The sequence below is a fragment of the Variovorax atrisoli genome (assembly GCF_014195185.1).
Taxonomy (GTDB): Bacteria; Pseudomonadota; Gammaproteobacteria; order Burkholderiales; family Burkholderiaceae_C; genus Variovorax; species Variovorax atrisoli.
Window position 1 is genome coordinate 64854 of sequence record NZ_JACIBG010000004.1, and the last position, 15069, is coordinate 79922.

Annotated in this window: 7 protein-coding genes; 4 read left to right on the forward strand and 3 right to left on the reverse strand. The window is 71.6% G+C overall.

The window, feature by feature from the left end:
* Window positions 1–53: 53 nt before the first annotated feature.
* The 3 genes from FHY06_RS15545 to FHY06_RS15555 all read left to right on the forward strand — a co-directional run bounded on the left by FHY06_RS15545 (window position 54) and on the right by FHY06_RS15555 (window position 5484).
* A complete protein-coding gene (locus tag FHY06_RS15545) occupies window positions 54–1946 on the forward strand; it encodes an ATP-binding response regulator (RefSeq protein WP_019655678.1) in 1893 nt (630 codons plus the stop codon).
* Between the two features lie 479 nt (window positions 1947–2425).
* Window positions 2426–3496, forward strand: coding sequence for an ABC transporter substrate binding protein (locus tag FHY06_RS15550; RefSeq protein WP_311733700.1), 1071 nt, complete (start codon window positions 2426–2428; stop codon window positions 3494–3496).
* Window positions 3493–5484 (forward strand): hybrid sensor histidine kinase/response regulator, encoded by a 1992-nt coding sequence (locus FHY06_RS15555; RefSeq protein WP_184605720.1) that lies wholly within the window; start codon window positions 3493–3495, stop codon window positions 5482–5484. The genes FHY06_RS15550 and FHY06_RS15555 overlap by 4 nt, the downstream gene beginning before the upstream one ends.
* A 321-nt stretch (window positions 5485–5805) precedes the next feature.
* Here FHY06_RS15555 and FHY06_RS15560 read toward each other — a convergent pair whose 3' ends face one another.
* Window positions 5806–6771: a GlxA family transcriptional regulator gene (locus tag FHY06_RS15560; RefSeq protein WP_145760143.1), complete on the reverse strand. Its 966-nt coding sequence runs from the start codon at window positions 6769–6771 to the stop codon at window positions 5806–5808.
* A gap of 99 nt (window positions 6772–6870) precedes the next feature.
* Here FHY06_RS15560 and FHY06_RS15565 point away from each other — a divergent pair, with 99 nt between their 5' ends.
* Window positions 6871–7509 carry a cysteine hydrolase family protein gene (locus tag FHY06_RS15565; RefSeq protein WP_184605721.1) on the forward strand — a complete coding sequence of 213 codons (639 nt, stop codon included), beginning with the start codon at window positions 6871–6873 and terminating at the stop codon, window positions 7507–7509.
* A 213-nt stretch (window positions 7510–7722) separates the two neighbouring features.
* Here FHY06_RS15565 and FHY06_RS15570 read toward each other — a convergent pair whose 3' ends face one another.
* Window positions 7723–13089, reverse strand: a complete 5367-nt coding sequence (locus tag FHY06_RS15570) for a two-partner secretion domain-containing protein (protein WP_184605722.1) — start codon at window positions 13087–13089, stop codon at window positions 7723–7725.
* Window positions 13090–13344: 255 nt separating this feature from the next.
* Entirely contained in the window at window positions 13345–15063 is a 1719-nt protein-coding gene (locus FHY06_RS15575) for a ShlB/FhaC/HecB family hemolysin secretion/activation protein (RefSeq protein ID WP_184605723.1), read from the reverse strand.
* Window positions 15064–15069 lie beyond the last annotated feature (6 nt).

Below are 15069 nucleotides of genomic sequence, written 5' to 3' on the forward strand. Positions count from 1 at the left end.
TTCCTGCCCCGGAACGCCCTCCTAAGCTCGGCGCCCATGCCTGCGATGCCCTCATGAACTGGAACTTCCGCGTCATCCGGAGCCTGGGGCGCCTGACCTTCGCCCAGCAGCTGATCCTGCTGGCGATGGTGCCGGCGGCCCTGGCCACGCTGGCGGCCATCGCCGTGCTGACGCGCCAGCACCTGGGCAACCTCACCGAGCTGATGCGCGCCAACGCGCAGACCGTGGCGCTGCAGGTGGCCACGGTGGCGCAGGCGCCGCTGGCGCGCATGGACCGCCGCGCGCTTGCGCGCACCGCCCAGTCGGGCACCTACCAGCCCAACGTGCAGCAGGTGCAGATCTGGACGGAGGACGGCGAGATCGTCGCCAACTCCGAGACCATGGACCGCGCCCGCGCCGAGGGCCTGCAGGTGGTGGTGCCCATCGTGAGCGACGACGGCCGCCACAACGGCAAGGTGATGGTCGAGATGAGCCTGGCGGCTGTGCAGAGCGCGCGGCGCTCGGTATGGCTCAACGTGGGGCTGGTGCTCGCGATCAGCCTGGTGGGCGTGGGCCTGGCCGGCTGGTGGGCCGCCAGGCGCATCAGCGAGCCGATCCGCGCGCTGGGCAAGGCGGTCGACAGGCTGGGCGCGGGCGAGGACGCGAGCGTGGCCATCGAGGGCACGGCCGAGGTGCGCCACCTGCAGCAGGGCTTCAACGAGGCCGCGCGCGCGCTCGCCGAAAGCCACCGGCTGCTGCAGAGCCGCATCAACGAGGCCACCGCCGAGCTGGCGCGCAAGAACCAGCTGCTCGAAGTGGCCAGCCAGGCCAAGACCCGGCTGCTGGCCGCCGCCAGCCACGACCTGCGCCAGCCGCTGCACGCGCTCACGCTCTTCTCCGACGGGCTGGCCAACGGCGAGAGCGATCCGGTGAAGCTGCAGCGCATCGGCCACATCCGCGAGTGCGTGGATTCGCTGGACCGCCTCTTCTCCGAGCTGCTGAACCTGTCGCAGCTGGACGCGGGCGTGCTGCAGCCGCAGTGGATCGACTTCCCGCTCGACCGGCTCTTCGAGGAGATCAGCCGCAACTTCCGACCGGTGGCCGAGCAGCAGGGCCTGCGGCTGGTGGTGCGCAAGACCGACGTGTGGGTGCGCTGCGACTACGTGATGCTCTCGCGCATCCTGAACAACCTGGTGTCGAACTCGCTGCGCCACACCATCGAGGGCGGCGTGCTGATCGGCGCGCGGCGGCGCGGCCGGGGCGTGCGCATCGACGTGGTCGACACCGGCGTGGGCATCGCCGCGCACCACCAGGCGCGGGTGTTCGAGGAGTTCTACCAGGTCGAGCCCGCGGGCCGGCAGGCGGCATCGCGCGGCGCGCGGGGCATGGGGCTGGGCCTGGCCACGGTGCAGCGACTGGCCGAGCTGCTCAACACGCGGGTGGATCTGACATCGAAGCTGAACAAGGGCACCTGCGTGCGGGTGCTGGTGCGCTCGGCCGCCGCCGCGCTGCCGGTGCCCGCGGCGGCGCCCTCCCTCGCCGCCATCGAGGAAGAAGAGAGCCTGGCCGGCGTGCGCATCCTCGTGATCGACGACGAGCGCACCATCCTCGAGGGCCTGACGGTGGTGCTCTCCAACTGGGGCGCCGAGGTGCTGCCCGCGCAGACCCGCGCCGAGGCGCTGACCATGGCCGACGGCTGGGCGCAGCCGCCCGACGTGGTCATCAGCGACCTGCTGCTGCAAGGCGGCGACAACGGCCTGGACGTGATCGCCGCGCTGGAGCGCCATCCGCGCGGCATCGGCCCGGGCACCGCCCGCCTGCTTGTGACCGGCGAGACCAAGCCCGACCGCCTGCGCGAGGTGGCGAGCGCCGGAATCACGGTGCTCTACAAGCCGGTGTCGCCGCGCGTGCTGCGCCAGGCGATCCAGGCGCAGCGAGCCGCGGCAGCGCAGGCAGCCAGCGCTTAAAAAGCGCTCTCCTAGCGCGAAACACCGCGGAACCGGCTTTGCCGGGCCGCAGGTGTTGCCCCCGGAAGGGGGGTGGCGAAGCGACACGAAGTGCGCGAAGCCTGGGGGTGAGCCAAGTGCTACCGCGGAACCGGCTTTGCCGGGCCGCAGGTGTTGCCCCCGGAAGGGGGTGGCGAAGCGACACGAAGTGCGCGAAGCCTGGGGGTGAGGCAAGTGCTACCGCGGAACCGGCTTCGCCGGGCCGCTGGTGTTGCCCCCGGAAGGGGGAAGGCGCGCGCGACACGAAGTGCGCGAAGCCTGGGGGAGAACCAGCTACTCCGTCAGGCATAGGCCTTGCGGCCATCACCGCGAGGAATTCGTCACACCGGCAGGGCGCCGCGGACGCTGACATAAGCCCTCCGCCTTATCGCGCGAAGAAGGGGACGTCCTTACATTGGGTCATTCGCCTCTCGCTGCGGAAGCAGTCCATGTTTGTTGCCGTGATTCCCGTCCTCCCGCCCTCCTCGAGAAGGCCGTGGCGCGCCGTCCGCATCGCGCTGGCGGCGATGCTCGCCTGGGCCGCGGCGGCCGGCGGCGCGGCGGCCGCAAGCCTCACGGTGCTGATGGGCGACGACATGGCGGCCTCCTCCGAGTTCGTGCAGCAGCTGCGCGCCGACCAGGAGCCCGGCGGCAGGTTCGAGCTGGTGCGCATCCCGCCCGGCGGTGCGGCCGTCGCGCAGCCCGAAGCGGCGGCCCTCGCTCCCGCCCCCGATCAAGAGCGCGCCGCCAACGCGGGCGTGCGCACGCGCAGCCTGCGCAGCGCGGCCGCCGATGCGCCGCTCACCATGGCCGTCGGCCCTGCCGCCGCGCGCGCCGCCATTGAGCGGCCGGGCCAGGAGCCGCTGGTGCTGGCGATGCTCAGCCGGCTCGAATACGAGACGCTCAAGGCATCCAGTCCGGCATTGCGGCGCGGCGACCGCCGCGTGGGCGTGCTGCTGCGCGACCCGGCCATGGCCGACCAGCTCGCGCTGGTCAATGCGGTGCTGCCGCAGAAGCACCGCGTGGGCGTGGTCGCCACGCCGGAGTCGGAGCCGCTGGTGCGCGAGCTGCAGCGCGCCGCCCAGGGCGCGAACCCGGCATGGGACCTGCGCGTGGAATACGTGCCCGACGCGCGGTCGATCGCCTCGGCGCTGCGGCTGGTGGTGCCGCAGAGCGACGCGCTGATGGTGCTGCCCGACCTGATCGGTGACAACCAGGCGGCCACGCTGTCGGTGCTGCGCGCCGGCGCGAGCGCGGGCCTGCCGGTGTTCGGCGCCAGCGAGGGGCTGGTGCGATCGGGCGGGCTGGCAGCGGCGGTCTCCACGCCCTCGCAACTCGCACAGCAGGCGCGTCAGCTCGGGCAGAAGGTCGCGAGCGCCGCCGCGGCCGGGGCGGGCAGCAGCAACAACGCACCGCTGGTGGAAGCCGCTACGCCGGCCGCCGTGCGCGTCAACGCCACCGTGGCACGCGGACTCGGCCTGCGCCTGCCGGAGGAACGGGAACTGACCGACCGGCTCGCGGCCCCGCGATGAGCAGCGCTCCACCTTCCCTCGACCCGGCCGAGCCCACGGGGGCGGAGGGTGCGGATGCGCCGGCCGCTTCGGCTTCGCCGCCGCCCGCGTCCTTCCGCTCGCCGCACACGCTGGTCCTGCGCGGCAACCTCCAGCGCGACCTGTTCCGCCTCGGCGTGGTGCCGTGCGCGGCGGTGGCGCTGGCGCTCACCGGCTGGTTCACGCACAACCGGCTGCAGACGCTCGAAGCCGCCTTCGACGCCGAAGGCCAGTCCGTCGCGAAGCAGGTGGCGGCCATGTCCGACCTGAGCCTCTACGCGGGCGATGTGCCGGCCCTTCAGAACGTGGCCAATGCCGCGCTGCGCGGCGGGCAGGTCACGCGCGTGGAGATCAGCAACAGCGCCGGCATCTACGTGACCGCCGGGCCCAAGACGCCGTCGCTGGGGCAGCTGCGCATGTTCACCTCGCCGGTCACGCTGCGCGAGGCCTCGCGCGCCAGCGCCTTCGCGCCCGCCGGCTCCACCGCGGCGGGCGATGCGCCCATCGGGCTGGTGCAGACCTTCCGCGACACCACGGCCTACACGCGCGAGCGCAGCCGCTCGCTGATCGCGGGCGTCGGCATCGCGCTGGTCGCGCTGATCGCGGCGTGGGCCTCGGTGCGGCACATGGCGCGCACGGTGGCGCGGCCGCTGCGGCGCGTGTCGCGCACGGTCGCGGCGCTGGAGGCGGGGCATTTCGAGGTGCGCTGCGACGTGGCGGAAGGCGGCGCGCGCGGCACGCACGAGCTCGCGGTGCTCGCGCACGACATCGACCGGCTGGCCGAGCGCCTGCAGCGCAACCGCCAGGTCAGCGAGGAGCAGGTGCGCGAGGCCACCGCCGTCGCGCTGCAGCGCATGGCCGAGGCCGAGCAGGCGGCCCTCTCGCGCGCACGCTTCCTCGCGGCCGCGAGCCACGACCTGCGCCAGCCGCTGCATGCCATGGGCCTGTTCATCGACGGCCTGCTGCCCGGCGCCTCGCCCGCGCAGCGCCCGGCCGTGCTGCGGCTGCAGGAGAGCACCGAGTTCATGGGCGTGCTGCTGGACGACCTGCTCGAGATCTCGCGGCTCGACGCGCAGGTGCTCACGCCGGCCATCGCCAAGGTGCCGCTCGCGGAGCTGTTCGACCAGCTCGATGCACAGCACGCCGCAGCCGCCGTCGAGGCCCGCGTGTGGCTGCGCTGGAGCGACCGCGGGCTGGCCGTGCGATCCGATGCGTCGATGCTGCGGCGCATCGTCGGCAACCTCGTCACCAACGCGCTGCGCCACGCGCCCGAGGGCGGCACGGTGCTGGTGGCGGCGCGGCGCAGCGCGGGCGGCGTGCGCATCGAGGTGCGCGACAACGGCGTGGGCATCGCGCCCATCCACCAGGGACGCATCTTCGAGGAGTTCTACCAGGTGGCCAACACCGAGCGCGACCGGCGCCGCGGCTTCGGGCTGGGCCTGGCGATCTGCGCGCGCATCGCGGCGCTGCTGGGCACGCGCATCACCGTGCGCTCGGCGCTGCAGGCCGGCAGCACCTTCGCCTTCACGCTGCCGGCCGCGCGGCTGGCCGACGTGACGCCGCCCCAGCCGCCGCAGATCGCACCCGCGCCGCTGGCCGGACTGCGATGCCTGGTGGTGGACGACGACCCCGCCATCCTCGACGGCAGCCGCGCGCTGCTGGAGCAGTGGGGCTGCCAGGTCGAATGCGTGAGCACCGGCGCCGAGGCCATCGCGCGGCTGGGCACCGGCGACATCCACTACGACGCGGTGCTGTGCGACCTGCAACTCGCGGGCGACGGCGATGGCGTCGACGTGATCGACGCCGCCCGGCGGCTGCAGCCCGATGCGCTGGCGGTGCTGGTGTCGGGCGCCACCGGGCCCGAGGTGCTTCAGCGGCTGCGCCACGGCGGCGTGATGCTGCTGACCAAGCCGGTCGCGCCGGCCAAGCTGCGCGCGCTGCTGACGACGCGGCGTCAAATCATGGTCTGACCCCCAACTTCGTGTCGCTTCGCCGACCCCCTTCCAGGGGGCGATACCTGCGGCCCGGCAAAGCCGGTTCCGCGAGAGCTTGAACTCACCCCCAGGCTTCGCGCACTTCGTGTCGCTTCGCCAACCCCCTTCCAGGGGGCGATGCCTGCGGCCCGGCAAAGCCGGTTCCGCGAGAGCTTGAACTCACCCCCAGGCTTCGCGCACTTCGTGTCGCTTCGCCACCCCCCTTCCAGGGGGCGATACCTGCGGCCCGGCAAAGCCGGTTCCGCGGTATCCCTGGCACTCAGGGTTTCCTGATGCGAAGCACGCCCTCTTTCTCGTTCATGCGCGCGAGAACTGCTGGCGGTAGGCGGTGGGTGACAGCTTGAAGGCCGAGACGAAGTGCTTGCGCAGCGACACCGCCGAGCCGAAGCCGGCGCCGGTGGCGATGCGTTCCACCGGATGGTCGGTGGTCTCGAGCAGCCGCTGCGCGAGCGCGAGGCGCTGGTTCTGCATCCACTGGCCGACGGTGGTGCCGGTGGATTCGCGGAAGCGCCGCGTGAAGTTGCGCCGGCTCATGAGCGCGCGCCGCGCGAGGTCGTCGAGATCGTGCGGCCTGTCGAGGTGCCGGCCCAGCCATTCGAGCAGCGGCGCGAGCCGGTCGCGCTCGGCGGCGGCGGGCACGGGCTGCTCGATGTACTGCGCCTGCCCGCCCTGCCGGTGCGGCGCCACCACCATGCGGCGCGCGGCGCGGTTGGCCGTCTCGGCGCCGTAGCGCACGCGCAGCAGGTGCAGGCAGCAGTCGATGCCCGCCGCGGTGCCGGCAGAGGTGAGCACGTTGCCGTCTTCCACGTAGAGCACCTCGGGCTGCAGCTTCACCTTCGGGTACTGCTTCGCGAAGGCGGGCGCCAGCTTCCAGTGCGTGGTGGCCGGGCGGCCGTCGAGCAGGCCGGCCTCGGCCAGCACGAAGGCGCCGAGGCACAGGCCCATCACGGTCGCGCCGCGCCGGTGCGCCGCCTGCAGCGCCCGGATGAGCGCCGGCGGCGCCGCGCTGCAGTCGTCGCGCCATGAAGGCACCACCACGATTCGCGCGCGTCGAATCGCCTCCAGCCCGTGCGGCACCACGAGCGAGAAGCCCGCGTTGGTGCGCAGCTCGCCGGGCTCCGACGCGCACACCTGCACGCGGAAGCGCGATGCGCCCGCGTCCGTGCGGTCTTCGCCGAAGACCATGCAGGGCACGGACAAGTGGAAGGGGCTGATGCCATCGAAGGCGACGACGGCGACGGTTTCCGCAGCAGGCGAGCTCATGGCCCGATCTTATCGATGAATGGCTTTCGGGCCACTTTCGGGCGGCGGTGCCGGCAGGAAGAATCAAGCCATCCGAACCGACAGCAGAAGGAGCCACTCATGAGCAGCAACACGCCCGCGCCACGCCGCGCCCTCGTCGTCATCGACGTGCAGAACGAATACTTCGAAGGCGGCGGCCTGCCCATCGAATACCCGCCCATCCTGCAGACACTGCCCAACGTGACCCGGGCCATGGACGCCGCCCACGCCGCCGGCACGCCCGTGGTGGTGGTGCGCCACCATGCGCCCAAGGGCGCGCCCGTGTTCCAGGCCGATGCGCACAACGGCCAGCTGCATCCCGAGATCGCGAAGCGGCCGCACGACCACCTCGTCACCAAGAGCTTTCCGAGCGTGTTCACCGGCACCGACTTCGCCGACTGGATCGCGCGCCACGGCATCGACACGCTGAGCGTGGCCGGCTACATGACGCACAACTGCGACGCCTCCACCGTGTACGAGGCCATGCACCGCGGCCTGGCCGTCGAGTTCATCTCCGACGCCAGCGGCGCCCTCCCCTACGAGAACGCCGCGGGCAAGGTCACGGCGGAGGAGATCCACCGCGTCTTCAGCGTGGTGTTCCACAGCAACTTCGCGGCCGTGACCACGACGGACGCCTGGATCTTGGCGATGCGCGAGGGCCAGGCCATTCCGAAGGACAACGTGCTGATGTCGAACCGGCGCGCACGAGGCATCGCATAACCTGCGCGAGCTTCGCGGGGCCGCGCGCCCCGCGCAAGGCGCTCACCTCGATAAGCCGACCTCCAAAAGATCATTGCAGGGCCTCTCGAAATGCCGGCGAACCCGGTGTTGACGGTCTGGTTGCTCTCGACGCTGAAGACCATGTGCATGAGGCGGCCTTGCCTCCTTGCACAACGGTTCGCCACCGCCGCTCCGCAACAGCGCTCACTCGCCTCAGAAATCGGCGCAGCCGTTGCGCTTCTCGGTGTCGACGCAGCTCGAGAGGTTGGGCCGCGAGCGCACGCGCGACCATTCGCGCGCCAGCACGTCGCCGCCCTGCGATGCGCGGTCGCCGTCGAGCGGGCCGGTGGCGAAGCAGATCGGCGGCGGACCGATGTTGCGGTCGTACACCCAGGTGGCGGGCAGGTCGCGCAGCGCATCGGGGCGCGGCAGGTCGGGCATCTGGTTGACGAACAGGTTGCCCGGCACCACGTTGACCGCATAACCCTCGGCCGAGGTGAAGCTGCCGTTGATCGGGTACACGCCCGGCGGACTGGTCTGCAGCGCGGGCGAGAACATGAATCCCGCGAAGCCGGCGCCCGTGTCGCCCAGGATCAGCCCGCCGATGCCGTAGCTGAACAGCGGATTCGGAAAGCCGAAGGGCCTGCTCGCGTTGCCGATGACCACCGTGGCCACCGGCTGCTGCGCGTAGATGAAATGGTTGGCGCCCGCCGGAATGCTCACCGCGCACAGGCCAGAGTAGGCGCAGTGGTAGAGGTTCGGATACAGCCCCGATCCCGCGAGCCCGCCGCGCGTCTCGCCCACCCAGGTGTTGGCCCACACGCGCCAGGGCGCGCCGGTGATGCCGTAGCTGCCGGTGTTCTGGAAACGCGAGCCCGCCACGAGGTCGACCCCGCCGGTGCTGCTCACGTCGGTGCCCAGCAGCAGGTCGCCGGTGAGCGTGCGCACCGCCACGGTATTGGCGGCCATCGATGTTGCCGACACGACCTGCGGCGCATTGCCCGCGGCGTCGTAGCCGGTGACGCTCACCGGGCCGAGCTTGACCGTGTCGACGTCCACGTAGCGGAAGGCACCGGCCGCGCCGCCGCCCAGGGTGTCGGCGCTGACGTTGTTCGCGGCCTGGTCCAGCAGCACGCTGCCGCCGGTGGAGCGCGCCAGCAGCGTGCCGGCGGTGATCGGTGCCGCGGCCGTCTGCGTGATGTCGCCGGCGGAGACCAGCCCCACGGTCGATGCGGTGATCGCACCGCCGAGTTGGATGCCACCGCCACCGCCGTTCTGCAATGTCAGTGCGCCTGGCAGGGTGAGCGGACCCACCACGGAGATGTTGCCGGCGTGCGCGTTGCTGCCGGCCACGATGGTGGGCGCATCGAGGCGCGTGAACTCGTCGGCCGATACGGCGAAACCGTTGGCTGCGGTACCGCCCAGCGTGATGGGGTTGGCGGTGCGATCGACCGCGTTGCCCGCGGCGTCGACGCCGCCGGGGCGCAGGTTCAGTACGTTGCCGGCGCGGACGTTTCCGGCCAGCACCAGCGCGTCGGAGCTGCCGTTGTTGCTGGCGCGCAGCACCACGTTGTTGTTTCCGCTCACCCGCGCGCCGGCAGCGACCGTCAGGCCCGTGCCGTTGGCCTGGGATTCACCCGCGATATCGATGCTGCCGAGGCCCAGCGTGGTGACGAGCGTCGTGCCGCCCACCAGAACGCCGCCGGATGGCGCATCGAGCGGGCCCGGCGTCACGAGGCCGCGGATGCCGATGTTGCCGTCGACGCTGCGGATCACCGTTGCGCCGGTGATGTCCACGCTCTGCACGGAGAGCGGCGAGAGGCTGTAGGTGTAGCTGGCGCCGACGCCGGCGATGGAGATGTCGCCGCTGGTGGTGAGTATCTGGCTGGGTGCCGTGCCGTTCTGTATGCGCACGCCGTCGCCGTGCTGGCCGATGCCCGAGATCGTCACGTCGCCGGTGCTGCTGGTGATGGTGACGCCGGTGAGGTCCACCGTGGGCACCGTGTTGACGATCGTGGTCGGCAGGCTGCGCGTGCCGGTGATCGACACGGAGCCGCCCGGTCCGGCGTCGCCTGCCGTGGTGCGCGTGTCGATGGTAGTGCTGTTGAGCGAGATCGCAGAACCGGAGCTCGCGCCGGCGGCGGCGTTCATCGTCACGTCGCCACCGTTGGTGGCGATGCTGCCGTTGTAGCTGATCGCCCCGCCCTGCCCGCCCACGCCGGCGTTGAACACGACGTTGAGCGCGCCGCCGGTCGACTGGATCGAGTTGGTGGCGCCGGAGCCGCTGATGTTGTGTGCCGCGTCGAGCTGGAAGGTCACCGGCGCGCCGCCGGTGGTGCGCTGGATGGCCGCGAGCGTGTCGAAGCTGATGTTCCCGTCGGTCGCCAGCCCGCCCGTGCCGGTGGTGATCGTCACGCTGGTGCCCTTGTCGAGCGCCGCGTTGATGTCGCCGTCCTGCACGGTGGAGTTCGCGATCGGCACGAAGGGGTCCCCGGTGAGGCTGCCGCTGGCGGTGCCGTGGGCGATGGTGACGTTGTAGGGATCGATGGTCCACGTACCCGCCTGGCCCGCCGAGCCCGACTGCGCCGACGCGTCCACACGCAGCCCCGCCAGCGCGAAGTGCGGTGCCGACGTCTCGATCTTGCCGCCGTTGCCTGCGCCCGCGCCGCGTGCGGAGATGCTGCCGTAGGCGCGCAGCGTGTCGCCCGAGATCACGTTGATGGTGCCGCCGTTGCCGCCCGCCGAGCCGGCGCTGGCATCCAGGCTGCTGTTGCTGCCGAGGGCGATGACATTGCTTGCGGTGATGTCGATGCTGCCGCCACCGGTGGCACCGCCGGCATCGAGAGTGGCGGGCAGGACCGTACCGTCGAAGTTCTGCGAGCCTTCCACCAGCACGTTGCGCCCGGTCAGCGAGATATGCCCTCCCTGGCCGGTGCTGCTGGCCACCGACAGCATGGCGCCGTCGGGCGCGGCGCCGAGGCCGGAGCCGAAGGTGTTCATGCGCAGCGAGATATCGGTGCCCTGGGCGTCGAGCGCGATGGTGCCGCCCGCGGTGCGCAGCGGATTCGGCTGCGACGAATCGGCACTCACCGCCACGCCATAGACCGGTATGCCGGTGGGCGTGGTGACCACCGCGCCGCCGCCGTCCAGTGCGGCGGTGAAGCCTGCGCTGCCGGCCTTGCCCACGATGTCGATGCGCCGGCCGTCGCCCGCGCTCACGCTGCCCGACAGCGCCACCCCGTTGCCGCCGCCGGCCGTGCGGCCATTGGCCGCGAACTGGAGGTACTTGGTCAGCGCCTGCAGGTTCGCGCCCGTGCCTTCGATACGCACGTCACCGCCCGCTTCGATGGATGAGCTGTCGATGTTCACGGCCGTGGTGGTGTCGATGGAGCCGGCCGGCAGCGTGTTGTCGGTCCAGTCCACGCCTCGTCCGGTGACCGTGACGTTGCCCGGTGTCGAGACCTTGGTGCCGTTGCTCAGGCGCACGCCGTCGCCGCCGAGCGAGGCCAGTCCGTCGATGCTGACGCCGCCGCTGCCACCCTGCACGGCGCTGTCCTGCAGCGACACGCCGCCGGTGCCCACGTAGACGAAATTGGTGTCGCTGTCCTGCGAGTCGACCCGCGTGCGTCCCTGGCCGCGCAGCGAGACCTGCCCGGCGCCGCTGGTCGCGAGCGTGCTGTTGCTCAGGAAGATGCCGTCGCTCCACGTCAGTTCGCTGTGCGACAGAGAACCGCCGACCGCGCGCCCGTTGTTCGCGTCGCCCTGACCGAAGAAACGGATGTTGCCGCCGTTGGCGTCGATGGTCGCGCCGCTCATGATGATCGACGCACCGTAGTCGAGTTCGAAGCTCGGGTTGCCGCCGCCGACGTTCACCTGCGCGGCATTCTTCGCCACCAGCCCGGTCGAGTCGGCGTTGAAGTCGACGTTGAGCGCACCCACGCGCGCGTCGATGGCCGAGCCGCTGTTCATCGCGATGCCGCCAGCCGAGTCGACGCGCAGCGTGGCGCTGCCGCCCTCGTTCTTGACCACCTGCGCATCATTGCCGAAGGTCACGCCCGCGCTGTCGCCGGTACGGGTGCTCGACAGCGTCACGTCGGTGCCGCGCCCGAGCGTGGCGCCCACGGCGCGCGCGCTCACGTCGCTGAAGGACAGGGAGGGATAGGCGCCGTCGTAGGCCGGCATGTCGGCATCCGCGTCCACGGTGAGGTTGTTGCCAGTCGACACCGTCCATCGCCCGTTGGCCCCGCCCTGCGCACCGCCTGCGGCGTCGACACGCGCCGGGTCGATGCGCACGAAGTCGCCGCTCGTGGTGATGCTGCCCCCGGCAGCGCTGCTGGCGCCCCGCGCGGTGAGTTCGCCGAAGACCTGCACATGCGACTCGCGCTCCGGCAGCGGGTTGGCGGCATCGCCTGCGAAGGCAGCGCCGGTCGCGGTGCCCACGCTGATCGTGCCGCCGGCGCCTGCGCCCGTGCCGTCGGCGCGCAGCACTGCGTTCGGCGAAAGTGCCACGTCATAGCCCTGCACCGTGACCGAGCCGCCACCGGCCTGGCCGCTGGCATCGGCCACGCCCTTGGTGCCGTCGGCCAGCCCCTGCACGGTCACCTTGCCGCCCAGCACGCGGATGTCGCCGCCGCGTTCGCCTGCGGCGGCGCCGGTGGCGTCGAGCGTGCCGCCGGTGAGCTGCACTTCGTTGTCCTCGCCACCGCCCAGGAAGATCTCGCCGTTGCGCGTACCCACGCTGCGCGCGCGCACCGTGCCTCGCTGGTTCACCACCAGCTCGCCGACCGTGGCCGAGCGGCCGACGAGCGCCACGCGCCCGCCATCGGCCTGGAGGGCGCCGCTGTTGCTCACGCTGGCGTGCGTGGCCATCGCATCGGTCGCGATGACGATGTTGGTCAGGCCGTCTCCGGCAAGGTCGAGCGTGATCTTGCGGCCCGAGGCCAGCGCGACGGTGCCGCCGTCGGCCGTGATGCGGCCGCTGTCGTCATCGCTGCCGATGCGGGCATTGGCCACCGTGGCGCCCATCAACACCACGGGGCCGCCGCCCGTCGCAGTGATGCGGCCGTTGTTGATGACCGATGCCGTGCTGGCGTCCGCACGCTCGAAACTGAACTTCGTCGTCGCCGGGTTGAGGAAATCGGCTTCGCTGGTCGTCATGGCCAGCGTGGACGCGATGATGCCTCCCACGTTGACCGTGGAGCCCTGGCTGAACAGCACCCCGGCGGGGTTGACCAGCACGATGCGCCCGTTGGCGTTGAGCTGACCCGCGATGGTGGAAAGCTCATTGCCCGTCACACGGTTGAGCAGCACGCTGGAAGCGCCCGGCTGCACGATGTTCACCACACCGCCCACGCCGATGGAGAAGCTCGTCCAGTTGACGATGCCGCGCGCCAGGCCCTGGTTGATGGTCATCACGTTCGCCGCCTGCGACATGGTGACGTTGCCGGCCAGCGGCGTGAAACCCGTGGGCAGCACCTGCGCCATGGCGGGCGCCGCACCCGCGCAGATCAGCGACAGCGCGATGGGCCGCAGCTGCAGGCGCCGCGCGGGAGCTCGCGAAGATGGATTGCGTTGTTTCATTTCAGTGTTCCACGACGTTCTCGCTTGAGCGCAATGCATGAAACCGGCGTGCGCAATTCGCGGGACACCGCCGAACCGGCTCTGCCGGGCCGCTGGTGTCGCCCCGGCGAGGGGGTTGGCGAAGCGACACGAAGTGCGCGAAGCCTGGGGGAGAACCTGGTCTCCGCGGAACCGGCTCTGCCGGCCGCTGGTGTCGCCCCCTGGAGGGGGGTGGCGAAGCGACACGAAGTGCGCGAAGCCTGGGGGAGTGCCATGTCAGAACGCCTTGATGAGCTGCACGAACAGCCGCGGGTTGCGGCCCCCGCCATCGGTCTGCGCGGGCGGCGTGCCGGCGCGCCAGGCCAGCGTCGCGTTGATCGAGAAATTGCCCGGGCGCGACCAGCTCAGGCCCACGCCGTAGCCGCGCAGGCTGTGGCTGTTGACGCCGTCGTAGGGCGTGGGGTTGCGCACGATCTTTCCGTGCGCGGCGTCGTAGAACAGGAAGGGCGTGAGCTCCTCGTTGAACGACCAGCGCCATTCGACGGTGCCGATCACGCCCTGGTCCACCAGCAGTTCGCCCGAGGGGTAGGCGCGCACCGCGCGCGCGCCGCCCAGCGAGAGCTTCTCCGACGCGTCGAGGTTCTTGCTGGCCCACTGCCCGCCCACCGACAGGTACAGCGAATGGCGCGGCACGATGGCCTGCAGGCGCGAGAACTGGAAGCTCAGCTTGGTGAAGCCGCCCGCTGTGTTGTGGCCCGTGGTGCTGCGGTCGAAGTCGCGGCTCTCGGGGTCGCGGATGGAGAGGTTGCCGTGGTACAGCGTGCCGGAGCTGGCCCAGTAGCCACCGCCGAGCAATTCGTCGCGCCGCTCCCACGTCCAGCCCAGGCTCAGGCCGTTGACGCGCTTCTTCGAATTGAAGTCGGCCGCGCGCAGCTCGTCGGTGAGGTCCTTCACGTCCACGCCCAGGCGCAGGAAGAGGTTCTGCTGGCGCTGGCGGATCAGCGGATAGCTCAGCGAGAAGTCGAGCACGTTGGCGCGCCCGCGCGCGTCGAGGTCGGCGAACTGCCCGCCCAGCTCGTAGCTCACGCGCGAGAGGCCGACGCCCGCGCGCAGCCCGCTGGTGCCGATGGGCGCCTCGTAGGCGATGCGGCCGAACTGCAGCGCATTGCTGTTGGACACCATCAGCCGCATGTCGAGGTTGTCGCCGATGCCGAAGGGGCTGAGCCAGCGCGCGGTGCCGCCTACGCGGTAGCGGCCCGATTCCTTGGTGCCGTGGTTGTCGCCCTCGGCGGTGAAGGCCCAGCGCGGCGCGGCGGCCACCTCGACCGAGAGATCGGTGGTGCCGGGCTGCGTGCCTTCCTGCAGGCCCGACGACACCTTGATGCCCGGCTGGTCCGACAGCAGCAGCATCGCGCGCTCGTAGTCGGGTGCGCTCACGGCGGCACCCGGCTGCAGCGGCGCGAGGAAGCCGCGCACGCGCGACTCGGCGATGGGCGCATCGGGCGCGACCGTCACATCGACCTTGCCCAGGCGGCCCTCGATCACGCTGATCTCGACGATGCCGTCGCGCACCGTCTGCACCGGCACCACGGCCTGCGCGAGGAAGTAGCCGCGCTCCTTGTAGCGCGCGGTGATGGCCTTTGCGAGTTCCTCCAGGTCGGCGAGCGACACGTCGCGGCCGATGAAGGGGCCGGTGATGGCCTGCAGCTCCTCGTTGCTCAGCGCCTTCACGCCGTTCAGGCGCAGGTCGTTGAGCCTGAAGCTCGCGCCGGCGGCACCGCCCCTGTCGCGCGGCGGCGCGGGCAGGCTCTGCGGCGCAACGGTGCCAGTGGGCGCCTGGGCGACCGGCCGGTCGCAGGTGCCGCAAGGGTCCGTGGTCGGCAGCAGTTCGGTGGCGTTGCCGTCCGCTTCGGCTGCGTGCGTGCGCTGGGCTGCAACGAGCAGCGTGGCGCCGACCAGGGCCGTGACGGCAAAGGCGATCGGCGTGATCGACATGGGGCG

Excerpts from the sequence above, each read along its gene's own strand:
- FHY06_RS15545 (WP_019655678.1), top strand. The coding sequence starts at position 54 with ATGAACTGGAACTTCCGCGTCATCCGGAGCCTGGGGCGCCTGACCTTC.
- FHY06_RS15555 (WP_184605720.1), top strand. The coding sequence starts at position 3,493 with ATGAGCAGCGCTCCACCTTCCCTCGACCCGGCCGAGCCCACGGGGGCG.
- FHY06_RS15560 (WP_145760143.1), bottom strand. The coding sequence starts at position 6,771 with ATGAGCTCGCCTGCTGCGGAAACCGTCGCCGTCGTCGCCTTCGATGGC.
- FHY06_RS15565 (WP_184605721.1), top strand. The coding sequence starts at position 6,871 with ATGAGCAGCAACACGCCCGCGCCACGCCGCGCCCTCGTCGTCATCGAC.
- FHY06_RS15570 (WP_184605722.1), bottom strand. The coding sequence starts at position 13,089 with ATGAAACAACGCAATCCATCTTCGCGAGCTCCCGCGCGGCGCCTGCAG.
- FHY06_RS15575 (WP_184605723.1), bottom strand. The coding sequence starts at position 15,063 with ATGTCGATCACGCCGATCGCCTTTGCCGTCACGGCCCTGGTCGGCGCC.